The following is a 21940-nucleotide window of genomic DNA, read 5'->3' as shown; positions in this document are numbered from 1 at the left end:
TCGCAGTGGCTGGAGACGCCGTGGTCAGCCGCTGGACCTGAGATTGTAATCTCAGAACAACAGGGCGGACATCTTGCGGCGGTATTGCCCCACCAGGTCCTCGTCCTCGATCACCCGGAACGCGTCGATCAACGCCTTCTTCGGCAGGCCATCCTCGAACGTGCGGTCCTGGCGCAGCATCTCCAGGAACTGCTCCAGCGCGGCCGCGTCGTCGCCGCCGACCAGGTGGCGCACGCCCAGCAGGTAGCGTGCCTTCAGGTCGGCCGGATCCTGCGCCAGCGTGGTCTGCAGCGTTTCCAGCGGCGGCGCGGCCTGCAGCGCGCCGACGAAGCCCAGTCGCGCCCGGGCGCGCACCGCGCGCTCGTCGGTGGCCAGGTTGGCCGGCAGCGCGTCGATCAGGGACTCGGCCTCGGCGGCGGCGCCGATCTTGACCAGGGCCAAGGCCAGATCCAGTTTCAGCTCGTCCTTGTCCGGCTCGGCCGCCACCGCCTCGCGCAGGCGCTGCACCTCGGCGTGCGGATCCAGCGGCGCCGCCGGCACGTCCTCGGCCGGTTCCTGCGCCGCCAGCGGGGTGATCCCGTGCTGGGTCAGGAACTCGCGCAACTGGCCCTCGGGCAGGGCGCCGGGGAAGCCGTCGACCAGTTGCCCACCCTGGACCAGGAACACCGTCGGCACCGAGCGGATCTGGAACGCCGCGGCGATCTGCTGCTCCTGGTCCACGTCGACCTTGGCCAGCACGAAGCCGCCGTTGTACTCGGCCGCCAGCTTTTCCAGGATCGGGCTCAGGGTCTTGCACGGGCCGCACCAGGGCGCCCAGAAGTCCACCAGCACCGGGGTCTGCAGCGAGCGCTGCAGCACCTCGGCTTCGAAGGTCTCGGTCTTGGCGTCGAAAACGTGGGGCGTATCGGACATGGGCGGCGTCATCGCAGGCGAGAGGACGCTCTGTATGGAGGCACCGCGCCGCCGATGCAAGGGTGGCGGCGCCGCGCCACGCGTGCCGGCCGTGGCCGCAGCGGCGACAATGCCCGGCTGGAGGCGCCATGGCGGCGCGAAAGGAGGGCAGCGGATGGGCGAAGTGAGCGAACGGGTGGTGCGCTGGGTCGGACCGCTGCTGGCGTTGGCCGCGGTGGCGGCGATGCTGGGTTTCGGCGCGGTCCTGCCGGGCTATCTGCCGTGGTCGCATCCGCTGGCCCTGCTCGGCGCGCGCGGCATCCCGCATGCCTGGGCGTTCAATCTGCTGGCGTTCGTGCTGCCGGGGTGCCTGGCGATGGCGCTGGCGCTGCGGCTGTTGCGCCGCGCCGGCCGCCACGCGCCCTGGTCGCTGCGGGTCGGTGGGCAACTGCTGCTGTTGGCCGGCCTGGCCTTCGCCGGCATGGGCCTGCTGCCGCTGGACCCGACCGACCTGGAGGCGCGCGCGACCCAGTTGCATGCCAGCGCCTGGTTGCTGTGGGTGGTGGCGCTGGTGGCGGCCGCGGCCCTGCTGGGGCTGGGCGCGCGCCGCGATCCCGCCGCGCGCGGCTGGGCCGCGTTGGCGTTGGCGATGGCGCTGCTGGTGGCGCTGGGCGCGTTCGCGCTGGACCGGTTGCTGTCGCCGGCGCTGGCGCAGCGGCTGGTGTTCCTGCTGTGGTGGGGCTGGCTGGCGTTGCTGGCCTGCTGGCCGGGGCCGCAGGCGGTGCCGCAGCGCGGTTGACCCTGCCGGGCTTGCGCAGTCGGCCGGCGCGGCGGGCTGCGGCGCAGCTGAGATCCGCTGCGTCCGTCCATGGCGCCGATGGCGCTGCAGCCGCGGTTCCCGCGCCTGCCCGGGGGCGCCACGGGGCTGCGCGCCGCTGCCGTCCGTCGCCACGATTGGAGCCGCCTGCTGCGCTGCGGTACCCTTGCCCGCTTTGTTGCCGCCTGGCCCTTGCCCGTTTCCATGTCCGCCGTCGAGCCCACCGCCTACGACCCGCAGCAGGTCGAATCGTCCGCCCAGCAGTTCTGGGACGCCACCCGCGCCTTCGAGGTCGACGAGACCTCCGACAAGCCCAAGTTCTACTGCCTGTCGATGCTGCCGTACCCGTCCGGGGCGCTGCACATGGGCCACGTGCGCAACTACACCATCGGCGACGTGATCAGCCGCTACCAGCGCATGATCGGCAAGAACGTGCTGCAGCCGATGGGCTGGGACGCGTTCGGCCTGCCGGCCGAGAACGCCGCGATCAAGAACAAGACCGCGCCGGCGAAGTGGACCTACGCCAACATCGACCACATGCGCAGCCAGCTCAAGTCGCTGGGCTACGCCATCGACTGGTCGCGCGAGTTCGCCACCTGCCGGCCCGAGTACTACGTGCACGAGCAGCGCATGTTCACCCGGCTGATGCGCAAGGGCCTGGCCTACCGCCGCAACGCGGTGGTGAACTGGGACCCGATCGACCAGACCGTGCTGGCCAACGAGCAGGTCATCGACGGCCGCGGCTGGCGCTCCGGCGCGCTGGTGGAAAAGCGCGAGATCCCGCAGTGGTTCCTGCGCATCACCGACTACGCGCAGGAACTGCTGGACGGCCTGGATCAGCTGCCGGGCTGGCCGGAGTCGGTCAAGACCATGCAGCGCAACTGGATCGGCCGATCCGAGGGCCTGGAGATCCAGTTCGACGTGCGCGACGCCGACGGCAGCGCGCTGGATCCGCTGCGCGTGTTCACCACGCGCCCGGACACGCTGATGGGCGTGACCTTCGTGTCCATCGCCAGCGAGCATCCGCTGGCGCTGCATGCGGCCAAGTCCAATCCCGAGCTGGCCGCACTGCTGGCCGAGTTGAAGCAGGGCGGCGTCTCCGAGGCCGAACTGGAAACCCAGGAAAAGCGCGGCATGGCGACCGGCCTGACCGCGGTGCACCCGATCAGCGGCGAGCAAGTGCCGGTGTGGGTCGCCAACTTCGTGCTGATGGGCTACGGCACCGGCGCGGTGATGGCGGTGCCCGGCCACGACCAGCGCGATTTCGAATTCGCCAGCAAGTACGCCCTGCCGATCCGCCAGGTGATCGCGCTGAAGGCGCCGAAGAACGACGACGAGCGCAGCTACGACCCGACCCGCTGGCAGGACTGGTACGGCGACAAGACCCGCGAGCTGGAGCTGGTCAATTCCGCCGAGTTCGACGGGCTGGACTTCCAGGGCGCGTTCGAGGCGCTGGCCGAGCGCTTCGAGCGCAAGGGCCAGGGCCAGCGCCGGGTCAACTATCGCCTGCGCGACTGGGGCGTCAGCCGCCAGCGCTACTGGGGCTGCCCGATCCCGGTGATCTACTGCCAAAGCTGTGGCGCGGTGCCGGTGCCGGAAGACCAGTTGCCGGTGCTGCTGCCGGAGAACGTGGCCCTGAGCGGCACCGGCTCGCCGCTGAAGACCGACCCGGAATGGCGCAAGACCACCTGCCCGCAGTGCGGCGCGGCGGCCGAGCGCGAGACCGACACCTTCGACACCTTCATGGAGTCGAGCTGGTACTACGCGCGCTATACATCGCCCGGCGCCAAGGACATGGTCGACAAGCGCGGCAATTATTGGCTGCCGGTGGACCAGTACATCGGCGGCATCGAGCACGCGATCCTGCACCTGATGTACTTCCGCTTCTTCCACAAACTGCTGCGCGACGCGCGCCTGGTGGACAGCGACGAGCCGGCCACCAACCTGCTGACCCAGGGCATGGTGATCGCCGAGACCTTCTACCGGCAGAACCCGGACGGCTCCAAGGACTGGATCAACCCGGCCGACGTGGACGTGCAGCGCGACGATAAGGCGCGGGTGATCGGCGCGGTGCACAGGGGCGACGGTCAGCCGGTGCTGATCGGCGGCACCGAGAAGATGTCCAAGTCCAAGAACAACGGCGTCGATCCGCAGGCGATGGTCGGCAAGTACGGCGCCGACACGGTGCGCCTGTTCTCGATGTTCGCCGCGCCGCCGGAGCAGTCGCTGGAGTGGAACGAGGCCGGCGTGGACGGCATGGCGCGGTTCCTGCGCCGGTTGTGGGCGCAGGTGCACAAGCACGTCGCCGACGGCGCCGCCCCGGCGCTGGACCCGGCCGCGCTGGACGCCGAGCACAAGGCGCTGCGGCGCAAGACCCACGAGACCATCGGCAAGGTCGCCGACGACTACGGCCGCCGCCACAGCTTCAACACCGCGATCGCCGCGGTGATGGAGCTGACCAATGCGCTGGCCAAGTTCGACGACACCAGCGCGCAGGGCCGCGCGGTGCGCCAGGAAGCGCTGGAAGCGGCGGTGCTGCTGCTCAACCCGATCACCCCGCACGCCAGCCACGCGCTGTGGCAGGCGCTGGGCCATGCGCCGACGCTGCTGGAGGACGTGCCGTTCCCGCAGCCGGACCCGGCCGCGCTGGTGCGCGATGCGGTGACCCTGGCGGTGCAGGTCAATGGCAAGCTGCGCGGCACCATCGAGGTCGGTGCCGACACCCCCCGCGAGCAGATCGAGGCGCTGGCCCAGGCCGAGCCGAATGCGGCCAAGTTCCTGGAAGGGCTGAGCATCCGCAAGATCATCATCGTGCCCGGCAAGATCGTGAACCTGGTGGCGGCGTGAGCCGGCGCGCCGCTCCGGTCGCGCCGCGGCCGCGCGGTGCGGCAGGTCTCAACCCGCGTTCACGCAGCGTGCGGCAGGCTAGCCGCCTGTTGCCGCGCCCAGCCGGCTCCTCCAGACTGTGTCCATGACCCGACTCCTGCTCGCTTTCGTCCTCGCGGCGTCCCTGACCGCCTGCGGTTTCCACCTGCGCAACAAGCTGACCCTGCCGGCCGACACGCCGTCGGTGAAGGTGGTGTCCTCGGCACCGTACAGCGAGCTGGCCAAGCTGCTCGAGCGCGGCCTGCGCGCGGCCGGCGCCGAGATCGCACCCAAGGACGTCAATACCGGCGTGGCCCGCCTGGAAGTGCTGTCCGAGCGCTGGGGCGACCTGCCGATCGCGCTCGACGCCGAGGGCCGTGCCCAGGAATACAGCCTGCGCTACGCGGCGATCTTCGTATTCCTGCGCGCCGACGGCAGCGTGCTGGTGCCGCAGCAGGTGATCGAACTGTCGCGCGACTACGTGTCGCCGCCGACCGACGCCACCGGTACCTCCACCGAGCGCGAGATCCTCGCCGACGAACTGCGCCGCGAGATGTCGGCGTCGATGCTGCGCCGGATCGACAGCGTGGTGCGGGCGCAGGTGCGCGACGGCAAGGACGTCAACGCCGCGCCGCCGTCCACCGACGGCACGCCGGTCGAAGGGAAGCCGGTCGACGGCAAGCCGGCGACCACGCCGCAGCCTTGAGCGTCCGTCCGCTGCCATCGCCGCCGCCCCGCGCGGGCGCGCGGCGCTCGCCGCATGCGGCCGCCGCAGCGTAGGCTGTCGCCATGGAACTGCGTCCCGAACAACTCGCCACCCAGCCGGCATCGCAGCCGCTGCAGCCGGTCTACCTGATCGCCGGACCGGAAACCCTGCGCGTGCTCGAGGCGGCCGACGCGGTGCGCGCGCGCGCGCGCGCCGCCGGCATCAGTGAGCGCGAGGTGTTCGATGCCGACGGCCGCGATTTCGACTGGGGCCAGCTGTATTCCAGTTTCAATGCGCCCAGCCTGTTCAGCGCGCAACGCCTGATCGAGCTTCGCCTGCCCAGCGGCAAGCCCGGCAAGGAGGGCGGCGAGGTCATCGCTGCGTTCTGCGCCGACCCGCCGCCGGACGTGGTGCTGCTGATCACCTGCAACGAGTGGAGCAAGGCGCACCAGGGCAAGTGGGCCGACGCCGTCGGGCGCATCGGCACCATCGCCGTGGCCTGGGCGATCAAGCCGCACGAACTGGGCGACTGGATCGAGCGGCGCCTGCGCAGCAAGGGCCTGCGCGCCGATGCCGGCGCGGTGCAACGCCTGGCCGAGCGGGTGGAAGGCAACCTGCTGGCGGCGGCGCAGGAGATCGACAAGCTGGCGCTGCTGGCCGACGGCCAGGGCCTGGACGTGGCGGCGATGGAGTCGCTGGTCGCCGATGCCGCGCGCTACGACGTGTTCCGCCTGGCCGAGGCCACCCTCGGCGGCCAGGCGCCGGCGGTGCGGCGCATGCTTGCCGGCCTGCGCGCCGAGGGCGAGGCAGTGGCCGCGCTGCTGCCGATCCTGATCAAGGAACTGCTGCGCACCGCCGCCCTGGCCAAGGTGCAGGCCGCCGGGGGCAACCTGGCGGCGGAGATGAAAGGGCAGGGCATCTGGGAATCGCGGCAGGCGCCGTTCAAGCGCGCCCTGCAGCGGCACGCCGAACCGCGCCGCTGGGAACGCTTCGCCGCCGAGGCCGGTCGCATCGACCGCATCGCCAAGGGCCGCGCCGACGGCGACGCCTGGATCGCCCTGGAGCGCCTGCTGCTGGCGATCGCCGAGGCGCGGGCGGTGCGGTTGTTGGTGGTATGACGGCTGGGATTGGGGAGTCGGGATTGGGGATTGGCAACAGCGGCGATCCCGCGCAGGCGGCTGGTTCATCCCGAATCCCGAATCCCGAATCCCGGCCTCTCACCCTCGTCTACGGCGGCACCTTCGATCCCATCCACAACGGCCACCTGGCGATCGCGCGGGCGGCGCGGGATGCGTTCGGGGTGCCGGTGCGGCTGATGCCGGCGGCCGATCCGCCGCACCGCCCGGCGCCCGGCGCCGATGCGCAGCAGCGCTGCGCGATGCTGGCGCTGGCGATCGCCGACACGCCCGGGCTGCTGCTGGACCTGCACGAGCTGCGCCGCGCGCAGGCCCGGCCCGGCGTGGCGTCCTACAGCATCGACACGGTGCGCGAACTGCGGGCCGAGCTCGGTGCCGACGCGCCGCTGGCGCTGCTGATCGGCAGCGACAGCTTCGTCGGCTTCAGCGGCTGGCGCGAATGGCGGGCGCTGCTCGAGGCCGCGCATCTGATCGTCGCCGACCGCGCCGGCAGTGGCTGGGAGCGGGCGGTGCCGGCGGAACTGGCGCAGGCGGTGGCCGGGCGCTGGGCCGACACGCCGCAGGCGCTGACCCGCGCGCCGGGCGGGCGGCTGTGGTGCCTGCGGCAACCGCTGCGCAGCGAATCGGCCAGCCTGGTGCGCGCGCGCATCGCCGCCGGCGAGGACTGGGCGGCCTTGCTGCCGGCGCCGGTGGCCGCCTACATCCGCGACCATGGCCTGTATGCGCCCGGCGCCGCCCCCGCTGGCTGAATACGTGCCCTGCCGGGGTCGCCTATAATTCGCCCCATTCCATCGAGTTCGCCGCTTTGTCCAGTCAAGCCCACGTCATCAAGACCCAAGTCCCCAATCCGCCGCCGCCGCTGCCGGTCCTGCTCGCCCACGTCCGCGAGGCGGTCGAGGAACTCAAGGCCAAGGACATCGCGGAAATCGACGTGCGCGGCAAGTCCAGCGTCACCGATTACCTGGTCATCGTGTCCGGTACCTCCACCCGCCACGTCAAGTCGATCGCCGACGAAGTGATCAAGTTCGCCAAGCGCCTGGACGTGATGCCGCTGGGCGTGGAAGGCGAGCGCGAGGCCGAGTGGGTGCTGGTCGATCTCGGCGACGTGGTGGTGCACGTGATGCTGCCGCGGGTGCGCGAGTTCTATGCGCTGGAGCGGCTGTGGACGGTCGGCGACCAGCCGCCAGGCGACGACGACGGCGACGACACGGCACGCGATGCCTAAGCGGCAGGACCCCTCGTGCACCACGGCCGGCGATGCGTTGCCGGTCCGTGGCCGCGTCGGCGCCGTCGCATCGACACGCGCGACGCCGGCGCGCAAGCGGTTCGATTCCCTGATCAAGCGTCTGGAGCGCGCCCGCGCCCAGTTGCATGCGTGGCAGGACGCATTGCCGCGGTGGGAGCAGCGTTTCCACGAGCAGGTCGATCCCTTGCTGCGAGAGCGCGACGCTGCGCAGGGGCAGTTGCTGCGGGAACTGGATGCGGCGCATGCGGCCTACAAGTTGAGCAAGCGCGATCGCGCCGATCTGTCCGAGTGCATCTGCGAACTGGCCGCGCTGTTGATCGAGGACGGCGACAACGACGCGCTGAAGGACATCTACGATCGCCATAGCCCGATCGGCTTCGAGCAGGGACAGGCCGAATCCGAGGCGCTGTTGAAGTCGGTGGTCGGCGAGGAGTTCGGGCTGACCGAAGAAGAACTGGCGCACATCCAGTCCCCCGAGGCGTTGTATGCGCAGGTCCAGGAGCGTCTGCACGCACAGCAGGCGCATGCGGCCGGGCGCGCCCAGCAGCGCGACAGGCGCCGCCGTGCCGGTGCCGGCAAGGCCACGCAGGTCGCTGCCGACCCGCAACAGGCACGGCGCGCGCTGTATCGCAACCTGGTGGCTGCGCTGCATCCGGACCGCGAACCCGATCCGCAGCAGCGCGCGCGCAAGACCGCCTTGATGCAGCGCCTCAACCAGGCCTATCAGGACGACGATCTGCTGGCGTTGCTGGAACTGCAACTGGAGATCGGTCAGTTGGATCAGGCCGGCATCGCGGCGATGGCGGAGGAGCGCATCCGCGATTACAACAGCCTGTTCGCCACGCAACTGCAGCAGGTCGAGCAGACATTGGCCGGGCTGGTCGATGACTTCATGGGGCGTTACGGTCTTTACGACGGTCGCGCCCCGCAACCGCAGCGTCTGGATGCGCTGTTGGCGCAGATCAAGCGGCAAGTGCAGGAGGAGATCCGCTCCTGTGCAGACGATCGCGCTGCCGTGCGGAGCGCCGATACGCTCAAGCAATGGTTGAAGCGTGAGCGCGAGCGAGCGCGGCTGGCCGAGCAGGAACTGGACGACGCGATGTACGACGCCATGCTTCTGGACCAGCGCTGGTGATGCGCCCTCGGCGCGCGCGGCGATGAAGGCGCGCCTCATCGCCACCGGCGAGCGTGCTCCGGCCTGGGTGGCGCAGGGCTTCGCCGAGTATCGCAAGCGGCTCTCGCACTGGCTGCCGCTGGACCTGGTCGAGATCGAGCCTGGCCTGCGCGGCAAGGGCCGCGATGCGCAACGCGCCATCGAGGACGAGGGCCGCCGGGTCCTGGCCGCGCTGCCGAAGAACGCGTTGGTGGTGGCGCTGGACGTGCCGGGCAAGCAGCACAGTTCCGAGCAACTGGCGCAACGCATGGAGCACTGGCGTGGGCAGGGGCGCGATCTGGCCTTTCTGATCGGCGGGCCCGAGGGCCATTCGCCGGAAGTGCTGGCGGTTGCCAGCGAATCCTGGTCGCTGGGGCCGCTGACCCTGCCGCACATGCTGGTCCGGCTGGTGGTGGCCGAGCAGCTGTACCGCGCTGCGGCGATGCTGGCCAATCATCCCTACCACCGCGCCTGATCGCTGATCATTGGTCGCTGATCGCTGATCGCTGATCGCGGACTGCGAGCGCTCGCGCGGCGGCACCGTGCGCGTGACTACCGATGCGTGTGAGCCGCTCATGCAGAAAAAAAGCCCGGGCTTTCGCCCGGGCTTTTCGTTACTGCAGTGCGACCTCGGCCATCAGTTGAACGTGTACTTCGCGCCCACCGTGAAGTAGCGGCCGATCGCACCGCTGACGTGCAGCGGGTTGTAGTTGACCGCACCGTAGGTGGTCGGATCCAGCGGCGCGATCCGGTCGAACACGTTCTCCACCGACGCGCTCAGTTCGAACGCCTCGGTGATGTTCCAGCGGCCCGACAGATCGAAGGTGGTGAACGAGGCGATCTTCTTGACCGGCGTGCCGTCGGCGTAGAACGCCTGGTACTCGCCGCCGCGGCTGTCCTTGTTCTCGATGCTGTCGATGTAGTTCACCACGCCGCTCACGCTCCAGCTGCCCTGCTTCCAGGTGGTGCCGAAGTTGATGCGGTCCTGCGGCGTGCCGATGCAGTTGGTCACGTCGCAGTTGCCGTGCGTGCCCACGTAGTCGACGGTGCTGCCGCCTTCGGTGCGCTCGAACTTGAGCAGGTGGCTCCACTGCGCGTCCAGCTCCAACTGGCCCGGGCCGATCGCGAAGGTCTGGCGGATGTCGGTGTCGATGCCGCGCACGCGCGAGGAGTTCGCGTTCACGTAACCGGTGTTGACTGCCAGGATGGTGCCGCTGTTGGGGACGCCGCCGATGTTGTTGCTGTCGCGCAGCACGTTGCCGGCAAGGATCGCATCGCGGGTACTGCTCGGGGCGATCTCGTTGGTGCGTTTGATCTCCCAGCCGTCCACGGTCAGCGAGGTCGTCGATGTCGGCTGCAGCACGAAGCCCACCGAGTAGCTCTTGGATTCCTCGGGCTTCAGCGCCGGGTTCGGGCGGGTGATGATCGCCACCGAACGCGTCCCGCACTCGCTGGCACTGATCGCGCAGCGCACCGGATCGGCCGCATTGGAAAACGCGGCCAGGCCGCCGTTGCCGTTTTCGGCCGGGTTCGGCGCCCGGAAGCCTTCCGCATAGCTGGCGCGCAGCGCGATCCACTCGGCCGGGGTCCACTTCACGCCAAGCTTCGGCGTGGCCTTGCCGTCGCCGCCGTCGTACTTGTCGTAGCGCAGTGCCGCCGACAGTTCCAGTTGTTCCAGCACCGGTGCGGACAATTCGACGTAGCCGGCATAGACGTTCTGGGTGCCGTCGTAGGCCGAATAGCCCAGGCCGATGATGTCGCCGATGTCGGTGTAGGTCTGCGGGGTCAGGCTGTTGCTGGTCTTGCGCCATTCCGCGCCCAGCGCCAGGCCCAGCGGTCCGCCCTTGAGGTCGGCCAGGCTGCGCGAGACGGTGAAGTTGAACATGTCCAGGCCAGACTTGGCACGCGCGTTGATGGTCGGCGAGATGTAGTCGTAGAGCGCCTGCGAGTTCAGGTTGGCGTTGTCGCCGATGCGCCAGGTGCCGGCCGGGCAGGCCGGATTGCCCAGCACGCAACGCACCGCGCTATAGCGCAGGAAGCCGGTGCGCGTGCTGGTCAGGACGGTGCCGGAGTGCAAATAGCCGGTGTCGTAGCTCCAGTCGCCCCAGTTGCCCTTCACGCCGACCAGGAAGCGGTTGAACTCGTTGGTGTTGTCGGTGACGCGCGGACCCACGTCCCAGGCGCTGTAGCGCACGCGCGCGTCGTAGGGCAGCGGGTTGTCCGGATGGCCGGCGTAGAGCACGGTGGCACCGGGGCCGCTGTTGGCGTTGACCGGGCCGCCCGGGTAGCCCCAGCCGCCGGACACGTTGGAGGGGGTATTGGAAAAGACCGTGTTCTTCTTCGAGTAGCCGATCTCGGTGTAGATCTCGCCGCCCTCGCCGAAGGCGAAGCTGGCGCGGCCGAACACGTTGACGTACTTCTCTTCGGGTGACAGGTCGCGGAACTGCTGCACCGGATCCCACAGGCAACCCTGCGCCTGCGAGGTAGCCTCGTTCTGCCCCGGGATGGTGGTCAGGCCGGCGCAGCCGGGCAGCGCGACCAGTTGCCCGCTGGTGTCGAACACCGAGCCGTTCGGGCCGTTCAGGCTGCCGATGTTGGTGCCGCCGCTGCGGTAGGCGCCGCCGAGAAACTGCGCGTCCTGCGCCGCGTAGCCCCAGCGGCGGATGTCGCCGGTGCCGATCCACTTGCGATCCTTGCGGTCGCCGATCTTGATCGCGTCGGTCTTGCCCACGTCCAGGCTGAAGAATGCGTTCCAGCCGTCGCGGGACAGGTCGCCGGTACCGGCGGTCAGGGTCGCCTTGCGCGCATCGCCGTCGCCATCGCCGGAGATGCCGTAGGAGCCGCGCAGGATCGCGCCCTGGAAGTCGCTGCGCAGGATGATGTTGACCACACCGGCGATGGCGTCGGAGCCGTAGATCGCCGAGGCACCGTCCTTCAGCACTTCGACCCGCTCGACCGCGTCCAGCGGGATCGTGCTCAGGTCGGTGAAGACCTTCTGTCCGTCGTCGGCCAGGCCGTAGGTGGCCATGCGTCGGCCGTTCAGCAGTACCAGGGTGGAACCGGCACCCAGGCCGCGCAGCGAAATGCCGGAGCCGCCGCCGGCGAAACCTTGGCCGAAGCTCTTCGGAACCGCACCAGCGCCATTGGCGGTCAGGGTCTGCAGGTACTCGCCCAGCGAGGTCTTGCCGCTGCGGTCGATTTCCTGGCGGCTCACCACCTGCACCGGTGCCGGGGTCTCGGTATTGGTGCGCGGGATGTTGGAACCGGTGACGGTGATGCGGTCGAGATTGGTGGCCGCTTCCTGGGCGAAGGCGGCAGGGCCTGCGAGGGTGGCGAGAACGCCGGCGACGGAGGCACACAGCAGGGTACGGCGGGTTGCACGCCGTTGGGTCGGGGTGTTCACAGTTTCTCTCCTAACTGGAAACGCAGGTTGTGACTTTCTGACGAAAGTGCCGACGTCTTGGTGGCCGGCTGTCTCTCATCTAGGTGTATCTATCGTGAATAATGCGTGAATTTTGGATTAACACGACCGGCCGGCGATGGCGGCCGGTCGTGTCACAGCGCCTCAGCGATCGAGCGAAAAATCGATCGGCACCAACCCATACGCCTGCACCGGCGTGCCGTTCTGCAGCGCCGGCTTGAACGCCCAGCGCTTGAGCACCTGATCGCGCGCCGCCTGGTCCAGCACCCGGTGGCCGCTGCTCTTCTCGACGCTGACCTGCAGCGGTTGCCCGTCCGTGCCGACCAGCACCCGCAGCAGCACGCTGCCCTGCAGGCGGTCGCGCAGCCCGTCGCGTGGATACGGCGGGGCCGGTGCACGCAGGTACTGCAACTGCATGCCCTCCACCGGCGCGCTCACGCTGGCCGGCGGCAGGCTCGGCGCGGCGATGCTGGGTGCGGGGTCGACGCTGGGCGCGGTGTCCAGGGCAACCGGGCTGCTGTCGACCGGCGTCGGGGTCGGCACCGGCACGGGCACGGGCACCGCGGTCGGGGTGCGCGGTTGCGGCGGCGTCTGTTTCTCGGTCACCGGCATGGTCGGCGGCGGAGTGACCGGGACCACCACGGGTTGCTGCCAGCGCGGCTGCACCTGCGCCGGTTCCGGTGGCGCGGTCACGTGCGAGAGCGGAAGCAGCAGCAACAGGGCGGCCAGCAGGTGCAAGGCGAGCGCGGTGCTGTAGGCCAGGACCCGGGACAGGTCGATGCGGAAGGACGGGGCGGGGAGTTGCGTGCGAACCATGGATCCACCTCTGCGATAGGAGTGTCGTGGACTGCGGTACGGCTAAGAGCGGCGAACCAACCTGCTGCGCAACCGCCAGGCGGGCGCGGACGGCACCCGCCTGGCGGTTGCTCGCGACGGTTCGTTCGCCACTCTGAACGCACGGGCGCGGCGGATGGGGTCATCGCGCCCGTTCGCGTTTCGACAGTGCGCCGGTCGTGGGCGCTTTGGCAAGAGGGTGGCCGCGACTGGCGCTGGGTGCGGCAATGAGGGCGGCGGCGCTGCCGAATCCGGAGACGACGACGGCGCCCGCAGGCGCCGTCGTGAGGTGTGGTCCGGGCAGTCGCTTACTTGCCCAGTTCGAATACCACGTCCAGGTTGACCGAGACGCTGCTCTCGCCCGGGGCGACCGGCGTGTCGGCCTCGGCCTTCATCGCCATCGCGCGCATCATCGGCATGGGCGGACGCACCCCGCCGCCGCCGCCCTCGGAAATGCTGACGATGCGCCGCACACGCAGGCCCAGCGCCTTGGCGTAGCTCTGCGCGCGCGCCTGCGCCTTCTTCAGCGCATCGACGCGGGCCTGGTCGTACAGCGGTTCCGGATCGTCGATCTCGAAGGTCGGGCCGTTGATCTGGTTGGCGCCCTGCGCGGCCAGCGCATCGAGCACCTTGCCGAGCTTGGCGATGTCGCGCACCTTGAGGTTCACCGAGTTGTTGGCCTGGTAGCCGGTGATCTGCGGCGCCTGGTTCTCGACATACTTGTACTGCGGGTTGAGGCTGACGCCGCTGGTCTGCACGTCCTTGTCGGCGATGCCGGCGGCGCGGATCGCGGCCAGCACCTTGGTCATCTGCTCGGCGTTCTGGCGCATCGCCGCGGCGCTGTCGGTGGCCTGGGTGACCACGCCGGCCGAGATGGCGGCGACGTCGGGCGCGCGCTTGGCCTCGGCCTGCGCGGCGATGTTGAGCAGGGTGCCGTCGGCGGGCACGGCGTAGCCGGGCGCGGCGGATTGGGCGTGGGCGGTCATCGTGCCTCCTAGGGCGAGGGACAGGGCCAGCAGCAGCGGGCGGACGGACAATGCGCGCATCGATGTTCTCCTTGTGAAGATTGGGCGAGGGTGTTGCTGCGACGATGAACGCGTCGTGATCTTCTTCGGGGTCGACGCGATCGTCCCGTCATTGGCGATCGTTCAGTCAGTCCGCTCGGGTTATCCTTCGGCCATGCTGTATCTCGCGTCCCGTTCCCCTCGCAGAAACGAACTGCTGACCCGCCTCGGCGTGCAATTCCGGATCCTCGATCTCGAGGTGCCGGAAGTGCGCGCGGCGGATGAGTCGGCGCAGGCCTATGTGCGCCGCGTTGCGCTGGACAAGGCCCGCGCCGGCTTGGCGCAACTGGCCGACGCCGCCGACGCGGTGGTGCTCGGCGCCGACACCGAAGTGGTGCTGGACGACCGCGTATTCGGCAAGCCGACCGACGCCGAGGACGCCGCAACGATGCTGGCGGCCTTGTCCGGGCGCACCCACCAGGCGATGACCGCAGTGGCACTGGTCGCCGCCGGCCGCGAGGAACTGGTGCTGGTGCCGACGGCGGTGACCTTCGCCGACCTGTCCGCGCGCGACATCGCCGACTACGTGGCCAGCGGCGAGCCGATGGGGCGGGCCGGCGCCTATGCGATCCAGGGCGGGGCCGAGCGCTTCGTCAGCCGTCTCGACGGCAGTTATTCCGGGGTGATGGGCCTGCCCCTGCACCAGACCCACCACCTGCTGCGCACCTTCGGAGTGCTGTGATGTCGCAAGAGATCCTGGTCAACGTCACACCACGCGAGACCCGGGTGGCGGTCATCGAGAACGGCATGCTGCAGGAGCTGCACATCGAGCGCGGCTGGCGTCGCGGGGTGGTCGGCAACATCTACAAGGGCCGGGTGCAGCGGGTGATGCCCGGCATGCAGGCGGCCTTCGTCGAGGTCGGGCTGGAGCGCGCCGCGTTCCTGCACGCCAACGACGTGGTGCGGCCGGCGCCGGTCGGCAACGGCGACACCGAGGAAGCGACGCCGCTGCCGGTCTCGGCCGCAGTGCCGATCGTGGAACTGCTGCGCGACGGCCAGGACATCGTGGTGCAGGTGGTCAAGGACCCGATCGGCAGCAAGGGCGCGCGGCTGACCACGCAGATCAGCATTCCCTCGCGCTACCTGGTGCTGCTGCCGCAGTCGCGGGTGATCGGGGTCTCGGCGCGGATCGAGGACGAGGCCGAACGGCTGCGCCTGAAGACCCTGGTCGCCGACCTGGCGGCCAGCCACGGCGGCTTCGGCTACATCATCCGCACCAATGCCGAGGGCCAGCCGGCCGAGGCCCTGGCCGAGGACATCGCCTACCTGTCGCGGGTCTGGAACGTGGTCGAGCGGCGCGGCCGCGACGGCGCCCCGGCCAGCATCATCTACGAGGACCTGAGCCTGCCGCTGCGCGCGGTGCGCGACCTGATCCGCAAGGACGTGGAAAAGGTCAAGGTCGATTCGCACGAGACCTTCGAGCGGCTGCAGGCCTTCGTCGCCAAGTACATGCCGGTGCTGGCCGAGCGCCTGGAGCTGTACACCGGCGACCGCCCGATCTTCGACCTGTACGGGGTCGAGGACGAGATCGCGCGCGCACTGGACAAGCAGGTGCCGCTGAAGTCCGGCGGCTACCTGGTCATCGACCAGACCGAGGCGATGACCACCATCGACGTCAACACCGGCTCGTTCCTGGGCCAGCGCAACCTCGAGGAGACGGTGTTCCGCACCAACCTGGAGGCGGCGCAGGCGGTGGCGCGGCAGCTGCGGCTGCGCAACCTCGGCGGCATCATCATCATCGATTTCATCGACATGGACGATGCCGAGCATCGCCGCCAGGTGCTGCGCACGTTGGAGAAGGCGCTCTCGCGCGACCATGCCAAGACCACGGTGTACGAGTTCTCGCCGCTGGGCCTGGTGGAGATGACCCGCAAGCGCACCGTGGAGAGCCTGGAGCGGCAGTTGTCCGAGCCGTGCCCGGAATGCAGCGGCCGCGGCTCGATCAAGACCGCCGAGACCGTGACCTACGAGATCTTCCGCGAGATCACCCGCGCGGTGCGCCAGTTCGACGCGGCGCGGCTGCTGGTGATCGCCTCGACCAAGGTGGTGGCACGCATCACCGACGAGGAATCGGCAGCGGTGGCCGAACTGGAGGAGTTCCTCGGCAAGACCATCCGCTTCCAGGCCGACGAACAATACCTGCAGGAGCAGTTCGACGTGGTGCTGTTGTGAGGCAGGGAGTCGGGATTGGGGATTGGGGATTGGTGGAAAAGCGCGCTGTCGGCGCTGACTCATCCTGGGATTTTCTGGCTGAATTTCACGTGGTAGTAGGCGGTTCGCGATCTGCTGTTGCGAATCCCCAATCCCGAATCCCCAATCCCCGCCCCTGATGCACACCCCCCTGCGCCGCCGCCTGCGCCTGGCTCGCCGTTTCGCGTTCTACGCGGTGGCGATCGGGCTGGTGTGCGTGGCGCTGGCGGTGGGCGCGTTGAGCCAGGCGCTGCCGTTCGTCGAGCGGCATCCGCAGCAGGTGGCGGCGTGGCTGAGCGAGCGTGCCGGGCGGCCGATCCGCTTCGACCGGCTGGAGACGGCCTGGACCCGGCGCGGCCCGCTGCTGCGCCTGGACGGCCTGCGCATCGGTGCCGGCGACGGCGTGCGCATCGGCCAGGCCGAAGTGCTGGTGTCGATGTATGCGGGACTGCTGCCGGGGCGCTCGTTCACCGAGCTGCGCCTGCGCGGCCTGGCGCTGACCCTGCTGCGCGCCGACGACGGCAACTGGAGCGTGCAGGGCCTGCCGACCTCGGGGCAGGGCGGCGATCCGCTGGATGCGCTGGAAGGGTTGGGCGAACTGCAGGTTATCGATGGCCGCCTGCGTGTGCATGCCCCGTCGCTGGGCCTGGAGGCGCAGGTACCGAAGATCGACCTGCGGATGCGCGTGAACGGCGAGCGCCTGCAGGTGGGCGTGCAGGGCTGGAGCGATCTGCAACAGGCGCCGCTGACGGCGGTGCTGGACCTGGACCGCCACAGCGGCGACGGCCAGGCCTACCTGGCGGTGCGCCCGGCGGAGCTGGCCGGCTGGGCCGGCCTGCTGCATGCGGCCGGCATCGAACTGCAGGGCGGTGTCGGCGAAGTCCAGGCCTGGCTGGATCTGCAGCAGCGCCGGGTCGCCGGAGTGACCGTGGATGCCACGCTGCGCGAGCTGCGCCTGCGCGGCGCGCCGCTGGCCGACGGCCGTACCCGGCCGCAACTGGCCTTCACCACTTTCCGCGCGAAGGCGCGCTGGCGCCAGATCGACGGCGGCTGGCGGCTGGATGCGCCGCAGCTGCAGTTCGGCCAGGCCGGACAGCCGCTGCAACGCCTGGACGGGCTGACCGTGGCCGGCGGGCGCCGCTTCGCCCTGTATGGCGACCAGCTCGACGTGGCGCCGCTGATCGCCGTGGCCGGGCTCAGCGACCGCCTCTCACCAAGCTTGCGCAGTTGGTTGGCGGTGGCGCGGCCGCGCCTGCAACTGACCCAGGTGGCGGTGAGCGGGGTGCCCGGCGGTGCGCTGTACGGCCAGGGCCGCCTGACCGAGCTGGCGTTCGCGCCGGCCGGGGGCGCGCCCGGGGTGAGTGGGCTGCGCGGCCGCTTCGACGGCGATGCCCAGGCCGGCGAACTGGCGCTGGAGGCCGGCAGTCCGGTGCGCGTCGACTGGCCCAGCGGCTTCGGCGTGGTTCACCAGGTGCAACTGGCCGGGCGCATCGTGGCGTTCCGCGACGGCGACGGCCTGCGCGTGGCGACCCCGGGGCTGCGCGTGCAGGGCAGCGACTACGGCGCCGACGTGCGCGGCGGGCTGCGCTTCCAGGGCGATGGCTCGCGGCCGTGGATCGACCTGGCCGCCGATCTGCAGGACGCGCCGGTGGTGGCGGCGAAGACGTTCTGGGTCCATTCCAAGATGAGCAAGGCCGCCACCGACTGGCTCGACGCCGCGCTGCAGGGCGGGCGCCTGCGCGACGGCCATGCGCTGGTGTCCGGCGATCTGGACGACTGGCCGTTCGCCGACCACAACGGGCGCTTCGAGGCGACCGCGCGGCTGGAGGACGCCAAGGTGCGCTTCCAGCACGACTGGCCGGCGGTGGAGAACGTGGACGCCAGCGTCGCCTTCATCGGCAACGGCTTCGAGGTGCACGGCCGCGGCAGCATGGGCGGGGTGCCGGTGGAGCAACTGTCGGCGGCGCTGCCCGACTACAAGGAAGGCCAGCTCAGCGTGCTGGCCAGCACCCGCGCCGAGACCGGCAAGCTGCTGGCGATGCTGCGGCAGAGCCCGCTGCGCGCCCGTTACGGCGACACCCTGGATGCGCTCAGCGCCTCGGGCCCGGCCGACGTCACCTTCGACCTGCTGCAGCCGCTGCGTGCCGACATCGGCACCCACCACCTGCGCGGCACGGTCGACCTGCTCGGCGCGCACATCGCCGACAAGCGCTGGGACCTGGCCTTCGACGACATGCGCGGCAGCGCCAACTACAGCGACACCGGATTCGCCGCGCAGAAGCTGAGCGTGTCCTACCAGGGCCACCAGGGCGAACTGGCGCTGCGCGCCGGCGACGGTGTGCAGGATCCGCAACAGGCCTTCGAGGCCGCGCTGAGCGCGACGCTGGATGCGAACGAACTGCTCGACCGGGTGCCGGAAATGGCCTGGCTCAAGCCCTACGTGCAGGGCCGCTCGCGCTGGAACATCGGCGTCGGCCTGCCCAAGACTCCCGACGGTGGCGCGCAGCCGCCGACCCGGCTGCAACTGCGCTCTGACCTGGTCGGCACCGAGCTGTTGATGCCGGCGCCGATGGACAAGGCGCCGGCGACACCGCTGGCCACTTCGGTCAACGTGCCGCTGCCGGTCGGCAGCGGCCGCATCGAGGTGGCCTTCGGCAAGTTGATGGCGCTGGCCGCGCGCAGCCAGGACGGCAAGACCGGCGTGCGCGTGGTGATGGGCAGCGACCACGTCGCCGACGATCCGCCCGCCAGCGGCCTGGTGGTGAGCGGGCGCACCGCCGCGTTGAACGCCATCGACTGGATCGGCGTGGTCAGCCGCCCGGATCCGAACGCCGCCGCGGCCAATGGCGGCGAAGACCCGATGCCGCTGCGTCGCATCGAGATCCTCGCCGACCATCTGCTGTTGCTCGGCGGGGTGTTCGACAACACCCGCCTGCGCCTGCTGCCGCAGGCCGACAGTATCGACGTGCACCTGGACGGCCCGGCCCTGGCCGGCGACCTCAGCGTGCCGACCAAGGACGGCGGCGTGCTCGGCGGGCGCCTGGCGCGGGTGCACTGGCGCTCGGCCACGGCCACGTTGCCGACGGCGGACGGCACGCCGACGGCGGTGGTCGCCACGCCTGCCGACAGCGGGGTCGCCGGCAGCGCCGGCCCGGTCCCGGCCGGCCCGTTCGCCGACAGCCTGGACCCGGCGGCGATCCCGGCGCTGGCGCTGGACGTGGACGACCTGCGCTTCGGTGCGATGACCCTCGGTGCGGCCTCGCTGCGCACGCGCAAGCTCGCCGACGGCATGCAGGTGGACCAACTGCACCTGCGCTCGGACAAGCAGAAGATCGACATCAGCGGCGACTGGCGCGGCAAGGGCGCCACCGCCCGTACCCAACTCAACGCCAGCGTCGACAGCCGCGACCTGGGCGAGCTGATGCAGAACCTGGACTTCGGCGGGCAGGTGCGTGGCGGCGAAGGTCAGCTGACGCTCAGCGCGGCCTGGCCGGGCACGCCGTCCGGCCTGCAACTGGCCACGGTGCAGGGCCAGCTCGACGTCGCCGCGCGCAACGGCCAGCTGCTGGAACTGAATCCGGGGGCCGGGCGCGTGCTCGGCCTGCTCAGCGTGGCGCAGTTGCCGCGGCGGCTGATGTTCGATTTCCGCGATTTCTTCTCCAAGGGCTTCGCCTTCAACCGCATCGACGGCCAGATCCGCTTCGGCGACGGCGTGGCGCGCAGCGAGGGCATGGTCATCGATGGCCCGGCCGCGGAGATCAAGGTGCGTGGCGAGGCCGACCTGCGCGCCCAGCAGTTCGACCAGACCATCGACGTCAATCCCAAGTCCGGCAACCTGCTGACCGTGGTCGGCGCGGTGGCGGGCGGACCGGTCGGTGCGGCGGTCGGCGCGGCCGCCAACGCGGTGCTGGGCAAGCCGCTGGGTAACATCGGCGCGCGCACCTACCGGGTCACCGGACCGTGGAAGGATCCCAAGGTGGACGTGATCGAGCGCGAATCCGCGCGCCAGCCGGCGCCGGCCGGTACGCCCTGAGCGGGCGGGGATCGGGGATGACCAGCCTGCGGCTGTTGAAAGCCCGGAATTGGGGATTGGTGGCGGTCGCGCGTGCTGCGGAGTCTGCCGCTTGCGCTGCGCGCCTTCGTCCCCCATGTTGAGCCCATGAACGATCACGCCCTGAGTCTTGCCGAAACCCGCCTGTTGCTTCCCGCCGGCCTGGATGCCCCCAGCCTGGAGCGCGCCTTCGGCACGCTGCTCGGCCCCGGCATCGACTTCGGCGACCTGTATTTCCAGCATTCCCGGCGCGAGAGCTGGAGCGTGGAGGACGGCATCGTCAAGGACGGCGCCCACTCCATCGAGCAGGGCGTGGGGGTGCGCGCGATCTCCGGCGAGAAGACCGGCTTCGCCTATTCCGACGACATCCACCGCGATGCGCTGCTGGCCGCCGCGCAGTCGGCGCGGGCCATCTCCCGCGACGGCGGCGCGCAGCCGGCGCAGGCGCTGCAGCGCGGCGGCGGCCGTGCGCTGTACCCGGCGCTGGATCCGGTGGACGCGATGGACAACGCGCACAAGGTGGAGCTGTTGCGGCGGCTGGACCAGTACCTGCGCGCCGCCGATCCGCGCGTGCAGCAGGTGATGGTGAGCCTGTCCGGCGCGGTGGACACCGTGCTGGTGGCGCGCAGCGACGGCGTGCTCGCCGCCGACGTGCGCCCGCTGGTGCGCTTGAACGTGCAGGTGATCGTCGAACAGCAGGGCCGCCGCGAGTCCGGCTATGCCGGCGGTGGTGGTCGCTACGACTACGACACGCTGTTCGCCGACGGCCGCCCGGAAGCCTTCGCCCGCGAGGCGCTGCGCCAGGCGCTGGTGAACCTGGAGGCGGTGCCGGCACCGGCCGGGGTGATGCAGGTGGTGCTCGGCCCGGGCTGGCCCGGCGTGCTGCTGCACGAGGCGGTCGGCCATGGCCTGGAGGGCGACTTCAACCGCAAGGGCACCAGCGTCTACGCCGGCCGCATCGGCCAGCGCGTGGCCTCGCCCGGCGTCACCATCGTCGACGACGGCACCCTGGACGGCCGCCGCGGTTCGCTCAACGTTGACGACGAGGGGACCGCGACCAATTGCACCACCCTGATCGAGGACGGTGTGCTGGTCGGCTACATGCAGGACACGCTCAACGCGCGGCTGATGGGCGTGGCGCCGACCGGCAACGGCCGCCGCGAATCGTTCGCGCATCTGCCGATGCCGCGCATGACCAACACCTACATGCGCGCCGGCCAGCACGACCCGCAGGAGATGATCCGCTCGGTGAAGAAGGGCCTGTACGCGGTCAACTTCGGCGGCGGTCAGGTCGACATCACCAGCGGCAAGTACGTGTTCTCGGCCACCGAGGCCTACCTGATCGAGGATGGCAAGGTCACCGCGCCGGTGAAGGGCGCCACCCTGATCGGTAACGGCCCGGAGACCATGCAGAAGGTGCGCATGATCGGCCACGACCTGGCGCTGGATGAAGGCGTCGGCGTCTGCGGCAAGGATGGGCAGAGCGTGCCGGTGGGCGTGGGCCAGCCGTCGCTGCTGATCGACGGACTGACCGTGGGCGGGACGGCCTAGGAGCCGGGAGTGGGG

The 21940-nt window shown here is 70.4% G+C and carries 16 protein-coding genes; 12 read left to right on the top strand and 4 right to left on the bottom strand.

The features are described from left to right. Positions 1-51: 51 nt before the first annotated feature. Complete coding sequence (trxA, locus tag QN245_RS14445; RefSeq protein WP_317843495.1) at positions 52-912, bottom strand: thioredoxin; 861 nt, start codon at positions 910-912, stop codon at positions 52-54. A gap of 154 nt (positions 913-1066) precedes the next feature. Here trxA and QN245_RS14440 point away from each other — a divergent pair, with 154 nt between their 5' ends. The 8 genes from QN245_RS14440 (at position 1067) to rlmH (ending at position 9289) form a co-directional block, all read left to right on the top strand. After that, positions 1067-1690, top strand: coding sequence for a DUF998 domain-containing protein (locus QN245_RS14440; RefSeq protein WP_317843494.1), 624 nt, complete (start codon positions 1067-1069; stop codon positions 1688-1690). 222 nt (positions 1691-1912) lie between these two features. Next, complete coding sequence (leuS, locus tag QN245_RS14435) at positions 1913-4555, top strand: leucine--tRNA ligase (protein ID WP_317843493.1); 2643 nt, start codon at positions 1913-1915, stop codon at positions 4553-4555. A 124-nt stretch (positions 4556-4679) separates the two neighbouring features. Next, a complete protein-coding gene (locus QN245_RS14430; protein WP_160968286.1) occupies positions 4680-5279 on the top strand; it encodes an LPS-assembly lipoprotein LptE in 600 nt (199 codons plus the stop codon). A gap of 83 nt (positions 5280-5362) precedes the next feature. After that, entirely contained in the window at positions 5363-6397 is a 1035-nt protein-coding gene (gene holA, locus QN245_RS14425) for a DNA polymerase III subunit delta (protein WP_160968288.1), read from the top strand. Then, positions 6394-7164: a nicotinate-nucleotide adenylyltransferase gene (gene nadD / locus QN245_RS14420; protein WP_317843492.1), complete on the top strand. Its 771-nt coding sequence runs from the start codon at positions 6394-6396 to the stop codon at positions 7162-7164. The genes holA and nadD overlap by 4 nt, the downstream gene beginning before the upstream one ends. 56 nt (positions 7165-7220) lie before the next feature. Further along, complete coding sequence (gene rsfS, locus QN245_RS14415; protein WP_160968290.1) at positions 7221-7640, top strand: ribosome silencing factor; 420 nt, start codon at positions 7221-7223, stop codon at positions 7638-7640. Further along, complete coding sequence (locus tag QN245_RS14410) at positions 7633-8796, top strand: J domain-containing protein (protein WP_317843491.1); 1164 nt, start codon at positions 7633-7635, stop codon at positions 8794-8796. The genes rsfS and QN245_RS14410 overlap by 8 nt, the downstream gene beginning before the upstream one ends. Positions 8797-8818: 22 nt before the next feature. Then, a complete protein-coding gene (rlmH, locus tag QN245_RS14405) occupies positions 8819-9289 on the top strand; it encodes a 23S rRNA (pseudouridine(1915)-N(3))-methyltransferase RlmH (RefSeq protein ID WP_010340439.1) in 471 nt (156 codons plus the stop codon). 162 nt (positions 9290-9451) lie between these two features. Here rlmH and QN245_RS14400 read toward each other — a convergent pair whose 3' ends face one another. The 3 genes from QN245_RS14400 to QN245_RS14390 all read right to left on the bottom strand — a co-directional run bounded on the left by QN245_RS14400 (position 9452) and on the right by QN245_RS14390 (position 14115). After that, positions 9452-12217, bottom strand: a complete 2766-nt coding sequence (locus QN245_RS14400; RefSeq protein WP_160968292.1) for a TonB-dependent receptor — start codon at positions 12215-12217, stop codon at positions 9452-9454. Positions 12218-12379: 162 nt separating this feature from the next. Then, a complete protein-coding gene (locus QN245_RS14395) occupies positions 12380-13051 on the bottom strand; it encodes an energy transducer TonB (RefSeq protein WP_184643763.1) in 672 nt (223 codons plus the stop codon). 326 nt (positions 13052-13377) lie between these two features. After that, on the bottom strand, positions 13378-14115 hold the full coding sequence (locus QN245_RS14390; RefSeq protein WP_160968296.1) for an SIMPL domain-containing protein: 738 nt from the start codon (positions 14113-14115) through the stop codon (positions 13378-13380). Between the two features lie 133 nt (positions 14116-14248). Between QN245_RS14390 and QN245_RS14385 the strand changes: the two genes are divergently transcribed. The 4 genes from QN245_RS14385 (at position 14249) to tldD (ending at position 21925) form a co-directional block, all read left to right on the top strand. Continuing rightward, a complete protein-coding gene (locus QN245_RS14385; protein ID WP_317845372.1) occupies positions 14249-14815 on the top strand; it encodes a Maf family nucleotide pyrophosphatase in 567 nt (188 codons plus the stop codon). Beyond that, positions 14815-16305 (top strand): ribonuclease G, encoded by a 1491-nt coding sequence (gene rng / locus QN245_RS14380; RefSeq protein WP_160968300.1) that lies wholly within the window; start codon positions 14815-14817, stop codon positions 16303-16305. Before QN245_RS14385 ends, rng begins: the two co-directional genes overlap by 1 nt. 157 nt (positions 16306-16462) lie before the next feature. After that, positions 16463-20356, top strand: coding sequence for a YhdP family protein (locus tag QN245_RS14375; protein ID WP_184449239.1), 3894 nt, complete (start codon positions 16463-16465; stop codon positions 20354-20356). A gap of 126 nt (positions 20357-20482) precedes the next feature. Next, positions 20483-21925, top strand: a complete 1443-nt coding sequence (gene tldD, locus QN245_RS14370) for a metalloprotease TldD (RefSeq protein ID WP_160968304.1) — start codon at positions 20483-20485, stop codon at positions 21923-21925. Positions 21926-21940 lie beyond the last annotated feature (15 nt).

The sequence above is a fragment of the Xanthomonas rydalmerensis genome (assembly GCF_033170385.1).
GTDB lineage: Bacteria > Pseudomonadota > Gammaproteobacteria > Xanthomonadales > Xanthomonadaceae > Xanthomonas_A > Xanthomonas_A rydalmerensis.
This window is presented reverse-complemented; position numbering and strand designations above follow the sequence as displayed.